Source organism: Paraburkholderia caledonica NBRC 102488 (genome assembly GCF_000685095.1).
GTDB lineage: Bacteria > Pseudomonadota > Gammaproteobacteria > Burkholderiales > Burkholderiaceae > Paraburkholderia > Paraburkholderia caledonica.
Genome location: NZ_BAYE01000005.1, coordinates 110,467 through 133,432, shown reverse-complemented (window position 1 = coordinate 133,432; position 22,966 = coordinate 110,467). Strand labels below are relative to the sequence as shown.

Sequence of the window (22,966 nt, the reverse complement as noted above, 5' to 3'; positions counted from 1 at the left end):
CACGTGCGCGCTTTCCACAAGCGCGCCGCGCACCTGCTCAGGACACCACGATCTCGGTGCCGAGCACGTGCAGCAGATCGCGCAGCGCTTCGGCCTGCGCCATTTTCGCGTCGCTGCGCAAATGAATCCGCACGGCTCGCCCCGTAATTCCGTCAACGGGTTGGGCGAGCCACAACTCCACCGCGAGCCCTAAACCTTCCGGCTGATTGACGGCAACCGGCTCGATCACGCGCGGCTTGAAACAGGCACTGTCGGACATGGCGAATCACCTCGAAGCTGATGACGTGTCCGGCTCATCGTAATCAGCGGCGGGCGCGAGTCCAAGCAACAAATACGTGTTTGCTAAGCAGAGGATGCTTAGCAGAAAAAACGCTGACTGCGCTGCCGGCGAGACGCGGACGATCAGCCGGGCTCGGTCGTATCGGCGGCCAATTCGGCGACGAAATCGCTCACTACCGCGCCGGTTTCGCCGCCCAAGGCCGCCGACGCGACGGGAGCGACCGGACTGACAGGCGCCGCAGCGGCGGCGATCGCCACGGCCCGTTCGCGGGCGCTCATCGCGGCTCGCGAGAGCATCAGCAAATGGTAGTAAAGCCGCGCGCTCAAGCCATAGTGGTACGCAAACAGGTGGGCGAGCGCGATCTTGAAGCCGAGCCGCGCCTGGCGGTTCCTCGCATGTACCGACACCACGATGGGCGCGAGCCGCCGCAGCGCGAGTTTGCGTGAAGGTTCCAGTTGCGGCGGCAGCCTCAGCATCTTGACGAACGCGTAAGCACTGAGCGTGGCCGCCGCCGACGTGCCGCGCGTGCTCTGCGAAATGGACGCCGCGGTCTTGCGATACACCGACACGTAGTCGTGCAGATAAAACACCTCGCGCGCCGCGAGGCAAAGTTCGGTGCCGAATACGAAATCGCAGCACACGCCGTACTGTTCCTTGTAGCCGATGCGTTTCACGAGCCGCGCGTCGGCCATCCAGCCGTTGTTCGGGAACATCTGAATGAGGCCGGTCCTGCCGGGCAGCGGTTGCAACCCTTCGGCGTCCTTTGTACGGCGGAACGCCGCATTGAGCCGCGTGCTCGCCTCGACGTCGATCGCGCCGGAATGATCGGCCTCATACTGCGCGCCGAACGCGGCGTCGAGCCGTGGATGCAGGTCCCAGAGCGACACCAGTTTCTCGACGCCGTCGGTGGCAAGCAGGTCGTCGTCGTGAATCAGCATAATCCTGTCGCCGCGCGCGCGCTGGAAGAGGCTCGCAACATTGCGCGCCTGGCCGAGCGGCGGCTCGTTTCTAGAATAGCGGATGCGCCGCTCGTTCCTGTAACGCGTCGCGATCAGTTGTTCGGTGCGCGGGTCGCTGGAGTCGTCGCCGATCACGATTTCCACATTGCCGTAGGTCTGCGCAAGACACGAGTCGATGCATTCGACGACCAGTTCCGGCCGGTTGCACGTCGGCAGGCAGATCGACACTTTGGCGGACTGGAAAGAGGGCGAGGGAATGAACATGGGCGTCGCCTTTGTTATCTGTTGAAGGGGCGGCAGCCGGTCTGCCTGGTCGCATACGTCGCTGCAAGCAGAAAAATAGTTCATCACGCCGAAAAAATATTCGGTAAAAAAATGGAAAAAATGTCTGGCGTATGAAAGGCGGTGGAAGGGAAAAATTTATGCAGCTTTGCCGCGCAAATGCAGCAAAGCCGCTTGTAGACCCACGTTTAATTTCAACCCACTGACGGTTCGCCTTCGCCCGGCTTCTGGCCGGGGCGATCTGCCGGCGACTGATCGCGTCCTTCGTCGCCGCGCTCCGGCAGCTTGCTTTTCTCGTTGTCGCTATGCACTGCCGGCTGCGGATGGACGATGTCGTCCGGCTTATCGCCGGTTTGCTGCTTGGTGTCGGCCATGGCTTTCTCCTTGTGAAGACTCACCATGTGGAGCAAAGCCCGGGCCTGCGCTCGTTCAATCGGCCTGTCCGGCGCCGGTCAGCGAAACGATGAAGTCGAGGAATGCCCGCACCTTGGCCGGCGGATGGTGTCGTGACGGGTACAGCGCATATAGCGGATAAACCTCATCACCCCACTCGGGAAAGAGTTCGATGAGCTTACCGCTCGTCAGAAGCGACTCGGCGCCGAGCGAGAGAATCTGTGCGACCCCCTGGCCTGCGGTGCATACGCTGTGCAGCGTGCCGACGTCGTTCACCGTCAGCCGGCCTTGAGGCGTGACGACCATTTTCCTGCGGCCGCGATGAAACTCCCACGTGAACGGATAACCGGTGAGCGGATCGCGAAACTTGATGCACGCATGCGCGCCGCTCTCGAGTTCCGCGGGGTTGGCCGGATGTCCGTGTTTCTTCAGATACGAAGGCGCGGCCACTGTGAGAATGCGCGTGTCGAGCACCTTGCGCGCGATCAGCGACGACACCGGCGGCTCGCCGAAGCGGATCGCGACGTCGAAACCGTCGCTAACCATATCGCCCAACTGGTCGCGCGTGATCAGTTCGAGCTGCAGATCCGGGTGTTTGTCGACGAAACCGCCCAGTCTGGGTCCAAGCACCAGCCGCGAAAAGAACGGGTCCATGTTCACGCGCAGGCGGCCGCGCACCGCTGTCGCGCCTTGCGCGGCCGAGGCTGCCGCTTCTTCGAGACCGCTTAGCAGCGGCACGATCTGTTCGTAGAAGCGCCGGCCTTCGTCGGTGAGCGTAACCGAGCGGGTGGTGCGGTCGAACAGCCGGATTCCCAGGCGCGCCTCGAGCCGCGCGACCGAACGGCTTACACCCGACTGCGACATGTCGAGCGCCACGCCTGCCGCTGCGAAACTTCCGCAATCGACGATCGCTGTCAGCACGCCCATGCCGTTCAGCATGCGCTCGTCAAATGGCATCTGTAAGTCCTTTCTTATTCGTGAACGGCGTCCATGCTAACGCGAAACGCCGTCCTGAAAACCAGGCGAGAACAGAGCGGAATCCGCTTATGCGTATCGCATCAACAAGCGACGACGAAGTCACCAGGCAACACGGCGAGCACGCAGTGAAGCTCACTTCAACGCCCGACGCCCTGGCTGGCCGGCGCGCGCACGCGGGGCGCGGTCTCGAGATGACGGAAGACCCACGCCGACATCAGCGTGATCGCGCCGACACACACGAAGCTCAGGCGGAAGCCGAGCGCGGCCGAGCCCCATTGCGCGGAAAAGAGTTTCACGAGGCCGCCGCCAATGGATACGCCGAGGCCGATCGCCAGCATCTGCACCATTGAAAACAGGCTGTTGCCGCTGCCGGCGTCTTCATGCGAGAGGTCCTTGAGCGTGACGCTGTTCATCGCGGCGAACTGCATCGAGTTGGCCGCACCGAACACCGCCAGAATCACTATTTCGACGAAAAGCGGCGTGCCGCGCGTGATCAATGCAAAGGTGACGATGGATGAACCCACGACCAGCGTATTGACCAGCAGAAATAGGTCGTAGCCAAAGCGTCGCACGAGCGACGCGATCCAGCGTTTCACGATAGTGCCCGCGAGGGCCGCGGGCAGCATCATCAGACCGGAATGCAGCGGCGTATAGCCCAGTTCCAGTTGCAACAGCAGCGGCACGAGGAACGGCACGGCGCTCGAGCCGATGCGGCATACGAGATTGCCGATCAGACCCACGCTGAAGTTCGGTTCGCCGAAGAGCGAGAGCTTGAAGAGCGAGTTGCGCCGCCGTCTTGCGTGCGGGATATAAGCGAGCGCGCTCACTACCGCGAGAGCGAACAATGCCGCCGACCACGCAGCCTGGTGGGTCGGCGCGGGGGCGTCGACGGCCAGCGAAAAGGCGATCATGCATAGCGACAGCAATCCGCAGCCGATGAAATCGAACGGCGGCGCCTGCCTCTCACCGTGCGATGGAAGAAAGCGCTGCACGGCGTAGAGACCCGCGGCGCCGATCGGCACGTTGATCAGAAAGATCCAGTGCCATGTGATCGCCTCGACGAGCCAGCCGCCGAGCGTCGGCCCGGCGATCGGGCCCAGTTGTCCCGCGACCGAAATGAACGCGAGCGCGGAGACGTATTGTTCGCCGGAGACGCTGCGCAGCACGGCAAGGCGTCCGATCGGCAGCAGCATTGAGCCGCCCACGCCTTGCAGCACGCGCGCGATCACGAGTTGGCCGAGGGAATGCGCGCTCGCGCAGCAGACCGAGCCGATCACGAAAATGAGGATCGCGGCGAAATAGACGCGCCGCGTGCCGAAGCGGTCGGCAAGCCAGCCGGATGCGGGCGTGAGCATCGCCATTGTCAACGTGTAGGCGACCACGATCGGTTGCATCGCAAGCGGCGCGACGTGCAGGCTGCGCGCGATCGAGGGCAGCGCCGTATTGACGATCGTGGTGTCGAGCGACTGCATGAAGAAGCCGGCGGCGACGATCCACAGTAGCGCGGTATGCGACGAATCCCTGGTCATGTGATGGCGAATGGTCGGCGCACGGCGCCCTTGTCTGAAGTTTTGTCAGCAAACGCTTCAATGATATGGGCATCGCGACGGCGCGGGAAGTCCGGCGAATGGAACAAACACCGCTTGAGGAAAAATAACGATCACCGGGGAAGAGACACACCGTCATGACCGGAAAGCTCACCATCAATCTACGCATCGCAATCACGATTACATTCCGGCGCGCTGCTCGTTGTCATTGGCGCGCTTGGCATTTCCGGCATGGCCGAAAGCAACCAGGCGCAGCCCGAGGCGTACGACGTACATTTCGCGTCGGTGGTGGCGCTTGGCAAGTCGGGCACGGCTATGTCGCGGGCGCGCTTCGGGCTCGACTGGGCAATGAGCAATCCGCATTCGCCGCAACTAAACGCGCAACTGGAACGCGCGCGCATGTTGCTCGGCGAATCGGATACCTGGTGGCGCAGTTTCCGCGATCTGCCGAAGACGCGCGAACTGCAACGCCTCACCGACGACCTCGACGCAAAGCGTACCGCCGTGCGGCGCCACGGCATCGACCAGCTGATCGACGCAATCCGCACCGGCGACGCGAGCTGGATGGACGAGACGCGCGCGAATCGGCTAATCGCTTTGTACGCCGCGATGAACGCGAGCCAGGGCGCATTGGAGGCCTATCTGAACCAGCAGGCCGCCGACGCCAACGAGCGCTCCGCCGCGCTCTTTCATGGTTTGTTGAGTGCGAGCATCGGCAGCGTGCTGATCGGTCTCACAGTCGCATTTTTCAGTTGGCGCACGTTGCGCCGCGCGATCATGGACCCGCTGCACGCCGCGCTTCGCCAGTTCGATGCGATTGCCGCAGGCGAACTGACGACGCGCGTCGCGATTCGTTCGAACGACGAAATGGCGACATTGCTGCGCGGACTCGCGTCGATGCAGGACAAGCTGTGCGCGACGGTGACGAACGTGCGTGCCGGATCAGGTGAGTCTCGCCGTCACGCAAATGGACGAGGTGACCCAGCAGAACGCGGCGCTCGTGGAGGAAAGCGCGGCGACCGCGAACTCGCTCGCGGATCAGGCGCGGCAGTTGAGCGAACTGACTGGGGCGTTCAAAGTTGCGCTCGCTTGAATCGCCTTGCTACGGCGCGAAGCGAGCGCATTGCGAGCCGCTTGATGCCACTTGATGCCGCAGGCTGCCCGCCCACGCTTCGCGTTGCGATTCACTGCTTGATTCACTGCTTTACTCAGCCAGATGAAAACGCGAAGCGCGGTGCAATGCATTCGCGCAACCGGCGCTCATGCAGGCATCTTGCGGAACGAAATGGCGAAGCGGTTCCACGCGTTGATCGCCGAAATAAGCAGCGTCAGGTCGACCAGTTCCTCGTCGCCGAAATGCGGGCGCACCGCTTCCCATACGGCGTCGGGCACATGGTCGTGCGAGACCAGCGTGAGGGCTTCCGTCCATTTCAGCGCGGCGCGTTCGCGATCGGTGAAGAACGGTGTTTCGCGCCAGGTGACGACTGTGGCGAGGCGCCGGTCTGTTTCGCCGGCTTTGCGGGCGTCGGCAGTGTGCATGTCGACGCAGAAAGCACAGCCGTTGATCTGCGACGCGCGCAGGCGAACGAGGTCCGCGAGCGACTTTTCAATAGACGATTTTCCGATGCGTTCTTCAAGACCCAGCATGGCCTTGATGGCGGCGGGACCGGCTTTGTAGAAATCGAGACGTTGTTGCATGATTCACTCCTTGGCGTTTGGTGGAACGCATCAGGTGATGCGATGAGTGAATGCTAGTCCCGGCACTGGCTTTGCAAAATGGCCATTTTTCGCAATTTTGAGGTAGCCACTTTTGCGTTGTGAAAACCGCTAGGCGGCTCGCCGAGCGTCCTTGCTCACTGTAATGGCATCGTTGCCGCGCCTACGGCGATTCGGTATGGTGGGTCACCGGTCCCATTGAAGAGATACTGAATGACATCCGCCGCCGAGCCTCCTCCATTGAAGGGCTCAGAATCAGCTTTGCAGCCTGCTTTGCAGTCAGTTTCACACACTGCCTCCGAGCCGATCTCGGAGCCGCCCTCTGAATCGATCCGTTCCGATGTGCTAATCGTCGGAGCGGGCCCCGTTGGCCTCTTTGCCGCTTTCGAAGCCGGGGTGATCGGGCTGTCCTGCCAGATAGTCGATGCGCTCGGCAAGATTGGCGGCCAATGCACCGAGCTGTATCCGGACAAGCCGATCTACGATATTCCCGCGATTCCGTCTTGCACCGCGCGCGAACTGGTGGACCGGCTGCTCGCGCAATGCAAGCCGTTCGATGTTCCCATTCATCTCGAACAGCGGGTCGAATCGCTCGAACAACGCAGCGACGGCCGTTGGACCGTGCGGACCGATCGCGGCCTCGTGTTCGACGTCGCCGCAATTCTGCTTGCGGCCGGCAACGGCGCCTTCGTGCCGCAGAAGCTGCTGCTTGCGGAAGCCGCGCCACTCGAATCGCGCTATGTGCATTACAGCGTGCAGCGTCTCGCCGATTTCGCCGACAAGACCGTTGTCGTGGCAGGCGGAGGTGATTCCGCGCTCGACTGGGCGCTTGCGTTGCGCAAGGTCGCTCGGCGCGTCACGCTCGTGCATCGGCGAAATGGCTTTAGCGCGGCAGATTCCAGCGTCGAGTTGATGCGGCGCGCAGTGGAAGCAGGGGAGATGGATTTTATCGTCGGCGCTATTTCGGGGCTTACCGTTGCAAGCGATGCGGAAGTCGATGCGCTTAAATCCATCACATTGCGACATATCGAGGGTGAAACCGAACTGCAAGCCGAACAGCTTGTCGTGCTGTACGGACTGGTCGCCGATCTCGGCCCGATCGGGCAGTGGGGCTTGAGCATTCACGGCGGCCGCGTGGACGTGGATACATCCAACTACGAAAGCTCGCGGCCAGGCATTTTTGCGGTCGGCGACATTGCCAATTATCCGAACAAGCAGAAGCTCATTTTGTCGGGCTTTCACGAGGCTTCGCTCGCGTTGAGAAAGGCATATTCATACGCGTATCCGGACAAGAAACGCGTGCATGTCCATTCGAGTTACGACGCAAAACTTGCGGAGAAAGTCAGCGCGGCGGGATAACGTCGCACACACGCTCGCAAAAAAAGACCCGGTTGCGATCGCCGGATCGCACCGGGTCTTTTTTACATCACGACGCGCTTTTTCCCGCAGGCTGACTTGCGGCAGCCGCAGCGCTTGCGGCCTTGTCCTTCTTCTTCGCTTCATGATGGCCTATTGCACAGCCTGCTGCTGCGCCGGCCACGCCGTGACCGCCCGCAACATGGCCTCCGACGCCGCCGACAACCGCGCCCTTGGTGCAGCCTTCGGCGTGCGCTGCAGTGTGCATGAAAGCGAGTGACGCCACGAGAGCCGTGGCAAGAGATGCGCGTTTCAATGAAAGCTCCTTGTGTTGTTGATCCGATCGTAAGTGGTCCAAGCAATTGCGGGACCTGACCAGTGACAGCGGTCCGAAAGCTTCGGACAACGATCGGTGAACATCACGGCAGAGGCTCAAGGCGTCGCACGGTGTCGATGCGACACGTCACTTCGACAAATTGCGGCGCTGCGAACGGCATGCGGTTTGCTGAACGCAGACATGCGCGGAAAACTTGCCGATGCCGCCTGGCTTTACTCGTGCATTCAACTGCCTGATCGACCCGTTTGACGCAGCAGGTAACGTACGCTCGACCCTCTCATGCGGTGCCGTCAGTCGTTTCACAGAACACCCCATAAAACAGGCGGCGCGAGACCGCTACAAGGAGGACAAAAATGATGGACGCGATCTATCTGCTATTCGGGCAAGGCAGGGATCTCGACCCGCTGCAGATGAGCTTGCGCGCCTTCGTGGTGTTTCTCGTCACGCTTGTGCTGATCAGGATTTCAGGCCGGCGTTCGTTCGGCAAACGCTCGCCGTTCGATTCAGTCGTGGTGATTCTGCTCGGCGCGACGTTGGGCCGCGCGATCGTCGGCGCATCGCCGTTCGTCGCGACGGTTCTCGCGTCGTTGATGATCGTGGTGTGTCACCGCGTCCTTGCATGGGCGTGCGTTCGCTCTTCCGCGATCGAGCGGCTCATCGGCGGCGTCGAGCGTGAGGTGTACCACAACGGTGCGTTCAACGAACGGGAGATGAAAGCTGCGCTGATGACACGGAACGATGTATGCGAAAGCGTGCGCCAGAAAACCGGCTCGCGGTCGTTAGACAAGGTGGCGGCCGCCATTCTCGAGCGCAATGGCGACGTGAGCGTGATCCATAAGGACCAGTGAGCAGGCGGGCCGATGCTCAGGTGTCAGCCGCGGCCGCCGCGTGAGATTTCCTCGCCGGCGCGAGGCGGCAGGCGCAGCGTAACCGGAATGGACGCGAAGGAGCACAGTCCGACCACGAGAAACGCGGGCCAGAAATCCGACCACATGATGGCTTCATGTCCGTGCAGCAAACGCGAAATCTGCAACACAATGCCGCCGACCGTCACGCCGAGGCCGAGGGACATCTGCTGCACGACGCTGCCCAGGCTCGTTGCGCGTCCGACGTCGCGGCTCGCGATTTCGGCGTAGGTCAGCGAATTAAGGCTCGTGAACTGCAGCGCGGGAAAGAAGCCGCCAAGCAGCACGACCACCCAGATGATCCACGTTGGCGTGCCCGGAAAAAACAGTCCGCAGGCCGCGATCGAAACGCCTGACAGCGCGGCATTGACCACGAGCACGGAACGAAAGCCATAGCGATGCAGCACGCGCGACGCAACCGTGCGCATGAACATCCCGCCGAATGCGGACGCGCAGGTGATCAGCCCCGACTGAAACGCGCTCATGCCGTGACCTTCCTGCAGCATCAGCGGCAACAGGAACGGCAGTGCGCCGAGGCCGATGCGGAACAACGACCCGCCGAGCACGCTTGCCTGAAACGTCGGCACCTTGAAGAAGCGCAAGTCGAGCAGGGGCAGCCGTGCGCGCTGCGCATACGCGACATACAGGGCAAGCAGGACAGCGCCCACCGCGCACATGCCAAACGCGTCGAGGTTCGAAATCAGTTCGCCGCCAATCAGCGACAATCCCAGCAGAAGCAGCACCGCGCCTGCCGCCGACAGAAAAAAGCCAATCCAGTCGAGCGGCCCGGGGTGCGGCTCGCGCGTGTTCGCAATATGTTTGTTCGTCAGATAGATGCCGAGAATCCCGATCGGCACGTTGATGAAAAAGATCAGACGCCAGTGCAGATAGGTCGTGATAAAGCCGCCGAGCAGCGGGCCGGCCGCGGGGCCGAGCATGGCGGGCACGCTCAGATAATTCATCGCGCGGATGAAATCGGTTTTCTGCACGACCCGGAAAATGATGATTCGCCCGACCGGCACCATCATCGCGCCGCCGACGCCTTGCACGAAACGCGCGAGGGTAAAGGTGGCCAGCGAGTTGGAGGCCGCGCACAGCAGCGACCCCCCAACGAAGATGCCAATGGCGGTGCGAAATACCGTGCGTGCGCCGAAGCGGTCGGCGAGCCAGCCGCACACCGGAATGAATACGCCGAGGCCGAGCACGTAGCTGGTGACCGCGATTTTGAGCGTGACGGGGTCGCGCCCGAAGTCGCGCGCCATGGCGGGCAGGGCCGTGACGATCACGTTCGCGTCGACGCTTTCCATGAACATCGCGCATGCGACGATCAGAGGCGCAATAAGGGCTTTCTCGGCGACGGTCATGGAGGAGGCCGCGGCGGGCTGTCGCGGGCAAAAGGGTCATTATTGCACCTGTACGGTGCGGTTTGTTAATACTGGCCGCCGCCATTGCGCCCTTTTTCTCCTGGGTCGCCTGTGCAAGACAGCTCGGCGGCCGTGACTCTTGCGCAACATGTTTGTTTTTTGTTGCGCTGCGCAATAAGAAGACTATAATCGGGTTATTCCCTAGGTAGAAACCCTATACAGGAGCCCGACCATGAACACTGCCTCTAACACTGCATCCGCTCGCAACACCGTCGCCACCAACGGTAACTGGCTTGCAAAGCTGCGCGCACTCGCGTTGCATGCGCTGAATCTCCATCTGCAAAACTGCGCTGTGATCGCTGAAGCGCATCGTCGTCCGCAGTAAGGCTCGCACGCTGGTGCCCGCGCCTCGAAAGGCCGGGTGCAAGCTTGCTGCGCCGCGCTCACGCTTTCCGCCGACACGGCGCGGTAAAGCGAAAGACTTCGCAGGCCGTCAGAGAGAAACAAGCAGGATCAAGCAGAAACAAGCGGCGCATTTGCGCCGCTTGTGCTTTGTGCGTCTACTAATTCGTAGTTGTGTCCCGCTTATTCACCCGAGCGACGCGGTACTCTCGCAAGTGTTTGACGCACTTTCGTTGCTCGCGCTGACAAAGCGCTTATCACGAGCGCGGTCGACACCAGACCGACCAGATACAAGCCCGCCACCATCCAATCCTGTTCTGCCATCATCGTTCTCCAGTCAAGTGCCTCGTTCCTGCGGCTAATACGTCGCATCTCGTGAGGCTGATGCTTGCGATTACGGCACATGCGGCGAAAAGCTTAACCGGCGCTATCCGTGCCCACGAAGTTTTCGCACTCAGGTCCACCCGCGCGGATAGGCACGCTTAACCCACGCTGGTGCGCGCGCAATGCCGCTACAGCGGCGTTGCGATCCGGCAATTTGCGAATCTTCGTTCGCGGCGCCGAATAAGCGTTTAAACTTCAGCCCCCTGGATTCAACACCCGCCGACCGAGCGCCAGAACGCTCCGCGAAGCCCGCCCGTTGCGCACAATCGGCCCAGGTTAAACCCCGGCGCCAAGGCCTGCACTGTCAACCTTTTAACCTGTCTGCCGTTATCCAGTTGTAATCGCCGAACTGGCGACCTTGCGGCAGACGGCCCGTCGCCGCGACAGCTCCACGCAAGGCCCGCATTGACCATGTTCCATCGATATAAGAATAATTTCGGCCGCATAGGCGCGATGTTCGTTCGTGCATCGAAGACCTCTCGCATCAGGGGATTACTCTCGCCCGTTTTCGCGCTTGCAATCTGCGCGCTGCTGCTCGTCGTGCTCCAGCATCTGTCGCAGGCCGTCGATTACCGCTCGGTCATGCACGAGCTGCGCCGGCTGACGGCCGGCGAGTGGACCGCCGCGCTCGCCGCCACCGCGCTTAGTTATGTGGCGCTGGTCGGTCGCGATGCAGTCGGCCTGCGCTATCTGGGCGCGGCCGTGCCTCGCGCAGCCCTCTGGATTGGCGCCACGGCGGGCTCGGCGCTCGGCAATGCCACCGGCTTCGGTGCATTGACGGGCGGCGCGGTGCGCGCCCGCGTGTACGGTGTGTCGAATATCACGCCCGCACAGATCGGCCGCATGACCGTATTCACGAGCGTTTCGCTCGCGCTCGCGCTTGTGCTGATGACGGCGCTCGGCATGGTGTGCGTGGGCGGCAGGCTTGCCCCGATGCTGCATCTGTCGCCCGCCACCGTCCGCTGGGTGGGTGCATTGCTGCTCGTTGCGCTCGGCCTGCTGTGCGCCGCATGCCGCGTCGAAACACGCGCGATCCGCACCCGCTGGCAGTGGCTGTCGTTCGACATTCCCGCTCGCCGCGATCTGCTCGAACAGGTGGGACTTGCGGTCGTCGATGTAGTCGCCGCCGGCCTCGCGCTGTGGGCGCTGCTGCCGCACGCCGACGTGAGCTTCGTCACGTTCATCACCGTCTATGCCGCGGCCATGCTGCTCGGCATGATCGGCCATACACCCGGCGGCGTCGGCGTATTTGAAGCGGCAATGGTGTTCACGCTGAACGGCAGTGTGGCCACGCAGCAGATGGTCGCCGCGTTGCTCGCCTATCGTGCGATCTATTTTGGCGTGCCGCTTGTCGTTTCGGCTGCGTTGCTCGCCGGTTTCGAAGGCCGCGCGTTAAAAGGCCGCCTGCCGTTGCGGCACGCCGCGGGCGCGTCGAGACTTGCGCCGCTCTTCCTGAGCCTCGTCACGTTCGTGGTCGGCGGCATGCTGGTGATCTCCAGCGCAACGCCCGCGTTCTGGCAGCGTCTTCATATTCTGCGCGACGTGCTGCCGCTGTGGGTTCTGGAAAGCTCGCAGATGCTGTGCAGCGTGCTCGGCGTGCTGTTGCTGTTCGTCGCGCGCGGTCTGCTAAGGCGTCTCGACGCCGCGTGGTGGATGACCCTGGCTCTCGCCGTGCTGAGTCTTGCGCTGTCCTTGACCAAGGGTCTCGCATTCGTCGAAGCAGGTGTGCTGTGCACGCTGATCGTGCTGCTGCTTGCAACGCGCCGGCGGTTCAATCGTCATTCGTCGCTGTTTGCGGAGCGCTTCACGGCCGGCTGGCTCGTGTCGGTCGCGATGGTGCTGATGCTCGCCACGTGGGTCATGCTGTTCGCTTTTCGCGACGTTCCCTATACGGGCGACTTGTGGTGGCAATTCGCTTTCGACGAACGCGCGCCCCGTGCGCTGCGCGCGACGCTGGCGGCGAGTCTGTTTGCGGCGACGTTCTCGTTCTGGCAGTTGCTGCGCCCCGCGCCGGGCCACTTCGTGAAGCCGGCGCCCGAAGATCTGCACGACGCGGCGCGCATTGTGCGTGCGCAGGAGCGCAGCGACGCCGGTCTCGCGCTGATGGGCGACAAGAGTTTTCTGTTCTCGGAATCGCGTGAAGCTTTCCTGATGTACGCCAAATATGGGCGCACGTGGGCCGCGCTGCACGATCCGGTCGGGCCGCGCGAAGAGTGGGCAGGCCTCATCAGCAAGTTCGTTGCGCTCGCGCATGCGCATGGCGGACGCGCGGCGTTCTATCAGGTGCGCGCCAACGCTTTGCCGTTGTACCTCGACGCGGGCCTTTCGCTGATGAAGCTCGGCGAGGAAGCCCATGTCGTGCTGGACGATTTCGATCTGAAGGGTTCACACCGCGCGCATCTGCGCTACGCGCTCAAGCGCGGCGAGCGCGACGGTTTCACCGTCGAAGTGATCGATCAGGCGAATGTGCCGGCGTCGCTCGAAACGTTGCGCGGCATTTCCAACGGCTGGCTCAACAGCCGCGACGCGCGTGAGAAGAGCTTTTCGGTCGCAGCCTTCACCGACGAATACCTCGCCGCGCAGTCGGTCATGCTGGTGCGCCAGAACGGCGAGCCGGTTGCCTTTGTCACATTCATGACGACCGACCTGAACACCGAGGCGACAGTCGGCGTCATGCGTCACGTGGAAAGCGCGTCGCCGTATGCAATGGAATATCTGTTCACGCAGCTGGCGTTGCATCTGAAACAGGCCGGATTCCGCTCGCTGAGTCTCGGCATCGCGCCGCTCTCGGGTATGCAGCCGACGCCGCTCGCGTCGCGCTGGCATCGGGTTGCGGGCATCGTGTGGCGCTTCGGCGGCCGCTTCTATAACTTCCGCGGACTGCGCGCTTTCAAGAGCAAGTTCCAGCCGCATTGGGAGCCGCGCTATCTCGCGGCGTCGGGTTCGGTAGGCGTGGTCTTCACGCTCGCCGACCTGTCATTGCTGGCAGGAGGCCGGCGTTCATGACCTCGCATTCGTTTTTCAGGCTTGCTGTCGTAGCAGGCCTCGTCAGTTGCAGCACGCTCGCCAATGCGGCGACGACCACCATTCCCGGCGGCCGTTACGGCAACGTCAGCGTCACGCAGCCCGTGGGTCCATTGCGTGGCTTCGTGGTGCTTTACTCGCAGGCAAGCGGCTGGAGCGCGGCCGATCAGCAAAGCGCCGAGGCGCTCGCCAAGGCCGGCGCATTGACCGTGGGCGTGGATACGGCACGGTATGCGGCGAACCTCGCGACGGATCTGGCGCAGAAGAAGGAAACCTGCAATCAGCTCGTGGGCGACGCCGAAGCGTTGAGCCATCAACTCGAACGGCAATCGCAGTCGAGCCATTATTTCGCGCCGATCGTCGCGGGCACCGGGCAGGGCGCGACGCTCGCCATGCAGGTGCTCGAACAGGCGCCTTCGAACACGATTGCAGGCGCTGTTTCCGTGGATGCCGAGCCCACGCTCGATCGGCGTTTCCGGCCTTGCCCGCCTGATGCAACCATCATTCGCGACAAGATTCCCGGCTTCGTCGAAAAAGCGTCGACGGGCAACGCCGATCGCGCGCGGCTCGTCACGTTGATTGCGCCGCACCTTCAAACCCTATCGGCCCACGACGACGACGTCTCCGACCTGCCGTTGATCGAGTTGCCAGCGGCGCATCCGAACGGCTTGATGGCGATCGTGATATCCGGCGACGGCGGCTGGCGCGATCTCGACAAGACCATCGCGCAGGCCCTGCAGAAAGACGGCGTGTCGGTGATCGGCTGGGACAGCCTGCGCTATTTCTGGAGCGAGAAGCCGCCCGCGCAAACGAGCCGCGACCTCGCACGCGTGATGCAAACGTACGGCGCGCGCTGGCACGCGCAGCACATCGCGCTTATCGGCTATTCGTTCGGGGCGGACGTAATGCCCTTCGCGTACAACCGCTTGCCCGACGCGTTGCGCGCAAGGGTGTCGCTGATTTCTCTGCTCGGCTTCGCGCCGGACGCCGACTTCCAGATCCGCGTAGGCGGCTGGCTCGGCATGCCCGCAAGCGATAAGGCATTGAAGGTGCGCCCCGAGTTGACCCGCGTCCCGCCCGCGATCGTGCAGTGCATCTACGGCGCAGACGAAGAAGACACGCTGTGCCCCGCGCTGACGAAGACGGGCATCGAGGTGATCCGTACGTCGGGCGATCATCACTTCGGCGGCGATTACAACGCGCTCGAACGACGCATTCTCGCCGCGTTCAAGAAGCAGAGCGGCGTGCAAGACTGATTGTTCAAACGGCGCGTCATGCGCCGTTGTTGCATGGTTGTCTCATCGACGCTGCATTGACGTTGCAGCGACGTTTCATCGGCGTTGCGCTGCCTCGTCGTTCGAGCGTCCCGTTCTGGGCGTCGGCCTCACGTATTTCCGCAGCCATCGCTGCGGGCTCCTCGAAAACGCGCGCGCGGTTCATCAGCGCGTTTTTCTCCTCAGCGCTCGAACGCGACGCGCACCCGATCAATGCCGCGTCCGCGTCCGCAGCCAGTGCGACGCGCGTTCTCGCGCACTCTCGATCGCGGTGTGAGAGCGTTATCGTACATATACCGGCGCGGCCGGATTCTATGATCTTTCCAAATCCTTCAGCGGCCGGCGGCACGAGTATTTGCTCGCGCAACCGACGTTGCAAGGCGCCGTTTTCGTTCATTCTGGTTACGACATTCTGCTGCGATAACTCAGTGCGCCACCGCGCACTGCTGCTGCGCGGCAGTGCGTTTCCGACATGACGGAGAATCGCTTTTGCACGGTTGCCGACCGTGCGCAGCGGGGCCGTGCATGTGCAACGCGAGGCCGTGAATGCTGGATTCCTTTTTCTTCGACACTGCCGCGAGCGAGCCCGAGCGGCCCGCGCTCTGGGTCGACGAACACCTGTATTGCTATGGCGAACTCGCTTCGCGTGCGAGCCGTATCGCGGCGGGACTGACATCCGCGATGCCCGCCGACGGCGCTCGCCGTTGTCTGCTTTTCGCACACCGCAGCGTCGCCGCCTACGCGGGCTTGCTCGGCATCATGAAGGCGGGCTTCGCTTACGTGCCGCTCAATCCGACGCTGCCCGCCGCCCGTATTGCGGCGGCCGTCGAGCAGTCGGAGGCGCCCGTGCTGCTGGTTGATCGCCGCTGCACGGCTTTGCTCGATGCAGTGCTCATGCTGTTAGACGAGTGCCCCCAGATCTTTTTCATCGACGATGAGGAAGATCCCCGCGGCATGGACGACTCTCCGGCGAATCGCCGCGTGGCGGATCTGCCTCGCTTACCGGATTCATTGTGCGTCGAGCCGTGTCGCGCCGTTCAACGCGAGCTGCACGATCACGCATATGTTCTCTTCACGTCGGGCTCCACCGGCGCGCCGAAAGGCGTGGCGATCTCGCACGCGAACGCCTGCGCCTACGTCGCCGCGCAACTTCAATTGCTCGGCCGGCTACCCGATGCACGTTATGCGCAATTTTGCGAACTGTCCTTCGATCCTTCGGTGCACGACATGTTCGTGTGCTGGGCGAACGGTGCCTGCCTGTACGTGCCGAAAACTGTCGAGCCGATCTACAACGCGGCTTTCATCCGCGAACATGCGATCACGCATTGGAACAGCGTGCCCTCGGTGGCTGGCTTCATGCGGCAGTTGCGCAAGCTCGCGCCCAACCAGTTCGCGAGCCTGCGCGTGACGTGCTTCGGCGGCGAACCGCTGCCCGTTTCACTCGTGCAGGCATGGCAACAGGCGGCGCCGAAGAGCCGCATTTTCAACCTCTATGGACCGACGGAAACGACCGTCGCGTGCTCCGCGTTCGAAGCCACGCCGCAATTTCTCGCCGATGCAACGAACGCCGTCATGCCGCTTGGCCAGGCCTTGCCCGGCATCGAACTGCTGATCGTCGACGCAACCCTGCAGCCGGTCGCACAAGGCGAGAGCGGTGAATTGCTGATCGGCGGCCCACAGGTCGCGACAGGCTACCTGCGCGCGGACGAACCCAACAATTGCCGGTTCGTCACAAGGCGCTATGCGGGCTTGCGCTCATCGCACTGGTACAGGAGCGGCGACGCGGCACGCGAGGTGCCGCAACAGGGCATCGTCTTTCAAGGGCGTCTTGATACGCAAGTGAAGATTCGCGGCAACCGCATCGAGATCGAGGAAGTCGAGCAGTTGGTTCAGACGAGTAGCCGCGCCGCGCTTTGCGCGGTGATCGCGTGGCCCCTCGATGAAGCAGGCCGCGCGCACGGCTTGCTTGCGTTCGTGACGCACACGCCGGTCGACGTCGCGCAGATTCTGCATGCGTGCCGTCAGCGCCTGCCTTCCTACGCGGTGCCGCAGCGAGTCATCGCGCTCGATGCAATGCCGCTGAACGCAAACGGCAAGATCGATAAAAGGGCGCTCGCGGCTCATTGCGCGAGCGGCGATGCGGTCACCTTACGGACACACAGCATCCGCGACGGCGACGTTCGAGTGCCGCGCGAGAAATTCACGCAATCGGGGAAATAAATGAAACATCATGTGCGCCGCATTCTTGAGGAGACCGCCTGCCTCGATGTCGAAGTCGACACGCTAGGCGATAACGACGATCTGTACGCCGCGGGTCTGTCGTCGCTGGGCACCGTGCGAGTGATGCTGGCCGTTGAGGAAGCGTTCGCGGTCGAGATTCCGGGCGCGCTGATCACCCACGACATGTTCGCGAGCATCGCCGCGCTGGCCGGCGTGATCGCGCAACTCGTGCCGGAGGAGCCGATTGCAACGCGAAGCTGAGGCTGTGCTCCGGCAATCTCTCGCAACGGTCACGAGCACGATGAGACCCGTTGCATTCAACGGCTGTTCGGGATGGCTGCATGGGCCTGCCGCTTTGCGACCCGAAATGGGCGTGGTGCTGTGCAATCCGATCGGCTATGAGGCGCTTTCCGTGTATCGCGGCTGGCGCGAACTCGCGGACGTGCTGGCCGCACGCGGTGCGGTCGTATTGCGCTTCGACTATCCCGGCACGGGCGACTCGGGCGGCAACGAGGAAGACCCGCTGCGCTGGCGCGCATGGATCGACAGCATCAAGGCCGCGGTTGGGCTTTTGCGTGCGGAAACTGGCGTGGAGCGCGTCACGCTGTGCGGTCTGCGCGTAGGCGCCACACTCGCCGCACTCGCCGCGCAAGAACTGGGCGGCGTCGACAACCTCATACTGTTGATGCCCGTGATTTCCGGCAAGGCATACATACGCGAACTGGAGCTTCACCAGCATACGTGGCTCGCCGCCCAGACCGCGCTTGGATTGCATCTCGACGAAGAGTTGCCGCACACCGTCGGCGCGCACGGCTTCAGGCTCTATCCGGACACGCTCGAACTGCTTGCAAAAGTCGATCTCGAACGGACTGCAGAGTGCGGCGCTCCGTGCGGCAGCGCGGCTGGCGCCGAGCCTCCCGCGCGCCGTGTGCTGTTGCACGACCTGGCCGGCAGCGCCCGCTTGAAGCGGCTCGCCGCTCGTTACGAGGCGCTCGGCGCGCAAGCGGACGTGCAGTTCTTCGGCGAATACAGTAAGTTTCTGGCCAATCCGAGCCACAGCGAGCCGCCTCGCCGTGCGTTCGACAGCGTGCTGCAATGGCTCGGCGCCGGCACTGCGCCGGCGCCGCGTCCGAAGGTGGAAGTGCTGGACGCCGCGGCATCGGCGAGTATCGCTTTTGCGCACGGGCGCGAGACGCCGGTCGTGTTCGGCGGCTACGTCGGTGTGCTGTGCGAACCGCAGCGCGCGCTCGACGCAGCGCCCGCTGTTCTCTTCGTCAACACGGGCGGTGTGCACCGGATCGGCGACAGCCGCTTCACCGTGCTGATGGCTCGGCGGCTCGCGGCGCAGGGCATCGCATCGCTACGCATGGATCTGAGCGGTCTCGGCGACAGCCTGCGCCGCGACGCAACGCTTACGCTCGACGCGCTCTATTCGACCTACTCGATCGACGATGCCTGCGCGGGCGTCGACTGGTTGAGCGCCGCTGGTTATTCAAAGGTCGTCATGGCCGGCGTCTGCAGTGGTGCTTACGTGAGCCTGCATACTGCGCTCGCGCATTCCGCCGTGGTCGGTTGCGCGTGCATCAATCTGCCGTTTTTCAAATGGGGTGGTGCTCGCGTGCGGCCGGGTGCGCAGTACGTCGCGCCGAGTGAGGTGTATCGGCGGGCGATGCGCAATCCGCGCAAATGGCTGCGCTTGCTGAGCGGCCAGGCCAATACTCGCGCGATCACCGCCGAGCTCGCGCGCAGATTGTCGGCGCGCCTCGCCGCACGCGTGGGTGCCATGCTTGAGAGGCTCGTCGGCGAGCGCGTGCCCGGCAGCGCCATCCGCAGGCTCGTGCTCGATCTGGAGCGAAAGGGCGTGCAAACCGCGCTGCTATACGGAACGCTCGACGAAGGCCTCGACGAACTCGACATTCACTTTGGCCCTGACGGAAACCGGTTGCGCAAGCTGAAGAATCTCTCGGTGCAGAAGATCAGCAAGGTCGATCACGCGCTCTTTTCACGCTGCGCGCGCGAAGCGATGATGGCGCAGCTGGATGTGTTTTTGCGCGAGCGCATACTCGGCGCGCGCGCCGGATCAACGGCTTTTGCAGGCGGATTACGCGTTCCTCAGCGACGAGCAAAATCGCAACGGAATCTGAAACCGCAACGTCCGTGAGAGATCGCGGCCTACGGCACCGGCATTGACAAACCCCCACAAGTCAACGATGATCGGCCACATGAACTGCCTCGACATCCGTATTGCGCTGATTATTAGCATCATTCATCGAATGGTGGGTTAGCGCGCGTCTGATAGCAGTCACACATAACCCGCCCCACGAGGCGGGTTTTTTTATGTCCGCCTGCTCCCGCCTCCTGGTCGCTTTTCGATGCTACGCGCTTGCCGCACAGGAGCTTGCCTTGCCGTCACACCAACTCGAACAGGTCGCCGAAACGGCTGACAGCGTCGCGCTTCGACACGACTATCTGAAGAAAACCCTCACCGCACGCGTCTACGACGTGGCGCGCGAGACCGAACTCGAACGCGCGCCGCAACTGTCGGCGCGCCTGCGCAATCCGGTCTATCTGAAGCGCGAGGACAACCAGCCGGTGTTCTCGTTCAAGGTGCGCGGCGCGTACAACAAGATGGCGCATATTCCCGCCGAGGCGCTCATGCGCGGCGTGATCACCGCGTCGGCGGGCAATCATGCGCAGGGCGTCGCGCTGTCTGCCGCGCGCATGGGCGTGAAGGCGATCATCGTCGTGCCGGTCACCACGCCGCAGGTCAAGGTCGACGCGGTGCGCGCGCATGGCGGCCCGACCGTCGAGGTCGTGCAGTTCGGCGAGTCGTATAGCGATGCCTACGGCCACGCGGTGCAACTGCAGGAAGAGCGCGGGCTGACCTTCGTGCATCCGTTCGACGATCCGTATGTGATCGCCGGGCAAGGCACGGTTGCAATGGAAATCCTGAGTCAGCATCAGGGCCCGATTCACGCGATCTTCGTGCCGATCGGCGGCGGCGGACTCGCGGCGGGTGTTGCGGCGTATGTGAAATCGGTGCGTCCCGAGATCAAGGTGATCGGCGTGCAGACCGACGACTCGTGCGCGATGGCCGCATCGCTGAAAGCCGGCGAGCGCGTCACGCTAAACGAAGTCGGCCTGTTCTCCGACGGCACCGCGGTGAAGCTCGTCGGCGAAGAAACCTTCCGCCTGTGCAGCGAATATCTGGACGACGTGCTGCTCGTGAACACCGACGCGCTGTGCGCCGCGATCAAGGACGTCTTTCAGGACACCCGCAGCGTGCTTGAACCGGCGGGCTCGCTCGCGGTCGCGGGCGCGAAGCAATATGCGGAGCGCGAAGGCATCGAGAACCAGACGCTGATCGCGATCACGTCGGGCGCGAACATGAACTTCGACCGCATGCGTTTCGTGGCCGAGCGCGCGGAAGTGGGCGAAGCGCGCGAAGCGGTGTTCGCGGTGACCATTCCCGAAGAGCGCGGCAGCTTCAGGCGCTTTTGCGAACTGGTCGGCACGCGCAGCGTCACCGAATTCAATTACCGGATCGCGCAGGCCGAGTCCGCGCACATTTTCGTGGGCGTGCAGATCCGGAACCGCAGCGAATCGGCGCAGATTGCGGGCGCGTTCGAGGCGCACAACTTTGCCACCGTCGATCTGACGTTCGATGAACTCTCGAAGCAGCACATCCGTTACATGGTCGGCGGCCGCTCGCCGCTCGCACACGACGAACGCCTCTTCCGCTTCGAGTTTCCCGAGCGGCCGGGTGCGCTGATGAAGTTTCTTTCGTCGATGGCACCTGACTGGAATATCAGCCTTTTCCATTATCGTAATCAGGGCGCGGACTATAGCTCGATTCTCGTCGGCATTCAGGTGCCGCAGTCGGACAACGCGGAGTTCGAGCGCTTTCTCGCCACCCTCGGTTATCCGCATTGGGAAGAGACGCACAATCCGGTGTATCGGCTGTTTCTTGCGTGAACGCTGCGACTGATATCGCGCTCGGGGTTTACCTTGAGTGCCTGTTCAGTGCGGGCTCGGACCGCATGGCGAACGGCCGCGCCGCGAGCGCCGTCAGTAGGGCGTCGCGCGGTATTGGCGCAATTCAGCAGCGCTTGAACTCAGAGTGCCTTATCGCAAAACTGGATAGAGCGTATCTCGAATATCGCGTTGCGCGATAGCAGGGCCGATCGTCAAACTGGGCGCAAATCAAACTTGCACTCAGGAGACACATCATGCGCACCCAGGTTGGCATCATCGGCGCCGGGCCCGCGGGCCTGCTTCTTTCGCATCTTCTTCATTTGCGCGGTATCGAATCGGTCGTGCTCGAGACGCGCACGCGTGAGCAAATCGAATCGACGATCCGTGCCGGCGTGCTTGAGCAGGGCACGATGGATCTTCTCAGCCAAGCTGGCGTCGGCGAGCGCATGAAGGCGGAAGGCGCGCTGCACCATGGGTTCGAGTTGGCGTTCGAAGGCAAGCGCCGGCGGATCGATCTCACCGGACTGACCGGCCATTCGATCACCGTCTACGCTCAGCACGAGGTGATCAAGGATCTCGTCGCGGCGCGCGTCGCCGCGGGCGGGGCGTTGCGCTTCGGCGTAACGGACACGTCGCTGCACGGCATCGATACCGATAAGCCGTCGATCCGCTATCGTCACGAAGGCGAAGCGTGCGAGTTGCAATGTGACTTCGTGATCGGTTGCGACGGCTCGCAAGGCGTGTCGCGGGCGGCAATTCCGCAGGCATTGCGACGAGACTTCGAACGCGTGTACCCGTTTGGATGGTTCGGTATCCTGTGTGAAGGACCGCCGTCGTCGGACGAACTCATTTACGCGCGCCACGACCGCGGCTTCGCATTGATCAGCACGCGCTCGGCCAACGTTCAGCGTATGTATTTTCAATGCGACCCGAAAGACTCCGTCGACAACTGGTCGGACGATCGCATCTGGACGGAACTGCACGCCCGGGTGGATTCGCACGACGGCCAGCACGTGGTGGACGGCAAGATCTTCCAGAAGAACATTGTCGGCATGCGCAGCTTCGTGTCGGCAACGATGCAGCATGGCCGGCTTTTTCTCGCGGGCGACGCCGCGCATATCGTGCCGCCAACCGGAGCGAAAGGGATGAACCTTGCCGTCGCCGATGTGCGTCTGCTCGCGAAAGCATTGAACGCGTTCTATGTCGAGAACCGCGCCGACCTGCTCGACGGCTATAGCGAAACGGCGCTCAAGCGCATCTGGCGTGCGGAGCATTTCTCGTACTGGATGACGAGCATGATGCACCGTATCGAAGGCGCGTCGCCGTTCGAGCGGCAGCTTCAGGTGGCGGAACTCGAATACGTGACGACTTCTCGCTCGGCGGCTACCGTCATGGCAGAGAATTACGTCGGCGTGGCCGTGCCGCAGGACTGAGCGCGGCTCGACCGCTTCCGATTGTCGGCGCAACCGCAACACTGAATTCAGGATTAACGGATTTATCCTGTGTCGCCGCGCGCCTACACTGCCTTCATCGCTGCGAGCAAATCCCGTTTGCAGCATACGCAGAAGAC

The 22,966-nt window shown here is 62.8% G+C and carries 19 protein-coding genes and 1 pseudogene; 12 read left to right on the top strand and 8 right to left on the bottom strand.

Features of this window, described 5'->3' with window-relative positions:
• Positions 1-37 precede the first annotated feature (37 nt).
• The 5 genes from BCA01S_RS12395 to mdtD form a co-directional block, all read right to left on the bottom strand.
• The gene (locus BCA01S_RS12395; RefSeq protein ID WP_027777159.1) at positions 38-259 is read right to left on the bottom strand and encodes a hypothetical protein; all 222 of its coding nucleotides are present in this window, start codon (positions 257-259) and stop codon (positions 38-40) included.
• A gap of 143 nt (positions 260-402) precedes the next feature.
• A complete protein-coding gene (locus BCA01S_RS12390; RefSeq protein ID WP_027777158.1) occupies positions 403-1,503 on the bottom strand; it encodes a glycosyltransferase family 2 protein in 1,101 nt (366 codons plus the stop codon).
• Between the two features lie 212 nt (positions 1,504-1,715).
• Positions 1,716-1,895: a hypothetical protein gene (locus tag BCA01S_RS12385; RefSeq protein ID WP_027777157.1), complete on the bottom strand. Its 180-nt coding sequence runs from the start codon at positions 1,893-1,895 to the stop codon at positions 1,716-1,718.
• A gap of 55 nt (positions 1,896-1,950) precedes the next feature.
• Positions 1,951-2,871, bottom strand: a complete 921-nt coding sequence (locus BCA01S_RS12380; protein WP_027777156.1) for a LysR family transcriptional regulator — start codon at positions 2,869-2,871, stop codon at positions 1,951-1,953.
• A 158-nt stretch (positions 2,872-3,029) separates the two neighbouring features.
• On the bottom strand, positions 3,030-4,421 hold the full coding sequence (mdtD, locus tag BCA01S_RS12375) for a multidrug transporter subunit MdtD (RefSeq protein ID WP_027777155.1): 1,392 nt from the start codon (positions 4,419-4,421) through the stop codon (positions 3,030-3,032).
• 249 nt (positions 4,422-4,670) lie between these two features.
• Between mdtD and BCA01S_RS34810 the strand changes: the two are divergent.
• Positions 4,671-5,291, top strand: a pseudogene (locus BCA01S_RS34810) (Tar ligand binding domain-containing protein); the annotation flags it as partial.
• A gap of 82 nt (positions 5,292-5,373) precedes the next feature.
• Positions 5,374-5,532 (top strand): hypothetical protein, encoded by a 159-nt coding sequence (locus BCA01S_RS37965; protein ID WP_146221212.1) that lies wholly within the window; start codon positions 5,374-5,376, stop codon positions 5,530-5,532.
• 167 nt (positions 5,533-5,699) lie between these two features.
• Here the strand turns inward: BCA01S_RS37965 and BCA01S_RS37075 are convergent, their stop codons facing one another.
• Positions 5,700-6,137: a carboxymuconolactone decarboxylase family protein gene (locus tag BCA01S_RS37075; protein ID WP_042318522.1), complete on the bottom strand. Its 438-nt coding sequence runs from the start codon at positions 6,135-6,137 to the stop codon at positions 5,700-5,702.
• A gap of 360 nt (positions 6,138-6,497) precedes the next feature.
• On the opposite strand from BCA01S_RS37075, the gene BCA01S_RS12365 reads away from it, so the two are divergent.
• The gene (locus BCA01S_RS12365; protein ID WP_042318521.1) at positions 6,498-7,514 is read left to right on the top strand and encodes an NAD(P)/FAD-dependent oxidoreductase; all 1,017 of its coding nucleotides are present in this window, start codon (positions 6,498-6,500) and stop codon (positions 7,512-7,514) included.
• A 67-nt stretch (positions 7,515-7,581) separates the two neighbouring features.
• On the opposite strand, the gene BCA01S_RS12360 is transcribed toward BCA01S_RS12365, so the two are convergent.
• Positions 7,582-7,827, bottom strand: a complete 246-nt coding sequence (locus BCA01S_RS12360; RefSeq protein WP_027777153.1) for a hypothetical protein — start codon at positions 7,825-7,827, stop codon at positions 7,582-7,584.
• Positions 7,828-8,201: 374 nt separating this feature from the next.
• Between BCA01S_RS12360 and BCA01S_RS12355 the strand changes: the two genes are divergently transcribed.
• Positions 8,202-8,696, top strand: coding sequence for a DUF421 domain-containing protein (locus BCA01S_RS12355; RefSeq protein ID WP_027777152.1), 495 nt, complete (start codon positions 8,202-8,204; stop codon positions 8,694-8,696).
• 23 nt (positions 8,697-8,719) lie between these two features.
• Here the strand turns inward: BCA01S_RS12355 and BCA01S_RS12350 are convergent, their stop codons facing one another.
• On the bottom strand, positions 8,720-10,117 hold the full coding sequence (locus tag BCA01S_RS12350) for an MFS transporter (protein WP_027777151.1): 1,398 nt from the start codon (positions 10,115-10,117) through the stop codon (positions 8,720-8,722).
• Between the two features lie 232 nt (positions 10,118-10,349).
• Between BCA01S_RS12350 and BCA01S_RS38485 the strand changes: the two genes are divergently transcribed.
• The 8 genes from BCA01S_RS38485 (at position 10,350) to BCA01S_RS12300 (ending at position 22,829) form a co-directional block, all read left to right on the top strand.
• The gene (locus BCA01S_RS38485; protein WP_164853511.1) at positions 10,350-10,502 is read left to right on the top strand and encodes a hypothetical protein; all 153 of its coding nucleotides are present in this window, start codon (positions 10,350-10,352) and stop codon (positions 10,500-10,502) included.
• A gap of 854 nt (positions 10,503-11,356) precedes the next feature.
• Entirely contained in the window at positions 11,357-13,909 is a 2,553-nt protein-coding gene (mprF, locus tag BCA01S_RS12335; RefSeq protein ID WP_244145946.1) for a bifunctional lysylphosphatidylglycerol flippase/synthetase MprF, read from the top strand.
• On the top strand, positions 13,906-15,183 hold the full coding sequence (locus tag BCA01S_RS12330) for a virulence factor family protein (RefSeq protein WP_027777149.1): 1,278 nt from the start codon (positions 13,906-13,908) through the stop codon (positions 15,181-15,183). The genes mprF and BCA01S_RS12330 overlap by 4 nt, the downstream gene beginning before the upstream one ends.
• A gap of 564 nt (positions 15,184-15,747) precedes the next feature.
• The gene (locus BCA01S_RS12320) at positions 15,748-17,421 is read left to right on the top strand and encodes an amino acid adenylation domain-containing protein (RefSeq protein WP_027777147.1); all 1,674 of its coding nucleotides are present in this window, start codon (positions 15,748-15,750) and stop codon (positions 17,419-17,421) included.
• Entirely contained in the window at positions 17,422-17,682 is a 261-nt protein-coding gene (locus tag BCA01S_RS12315) for an acyl carrier protein (RefSeq protein WP_027777146.1), read from the top strand.
• Between the two features lie 40 nt (positions 17,683-17,722).
• Positions 17,723-19,582 carry an alpha/beta hydrolase family protein gene (locus tag BCA01S_RS12310; RefSeq protein WP_027777145.1) on the top strand — a complete coding sequence of 620 codons (1,860 nt, stop codon included), beginning with the start codon at positions 17,723-17,725 and terminating at the stop codon, positions 19,580-19,582.
• Positions 19,583-19,824: 242 nt separating this feature from the next.
• Entirely contained in the window at positions 19,825-21,396 is a 1,572-nt protein-coding gene (ilvA, locus tag BCA01S_RS12305) for a threonine ammonia-lyase, biosynthetic (protein WP_042318520.1), read from the top strand.
• 254 nt (positions 21,397-21,650) lie between these two features.
• Positions 21,651-22,829, top strand: a complete 1,179-nt coding sequence (locus BCA01S_RS12300) for a 4-hydroxybenzoate 3-monooxygenase (RefSeq protein WP_027777143.1) — start codon at positions 21,651-21,653, stop codon at positions 22,827-22,829.
• The last annotated feature ends 137 nt before the right edge of the window (positions 22,830-22,966 follow it).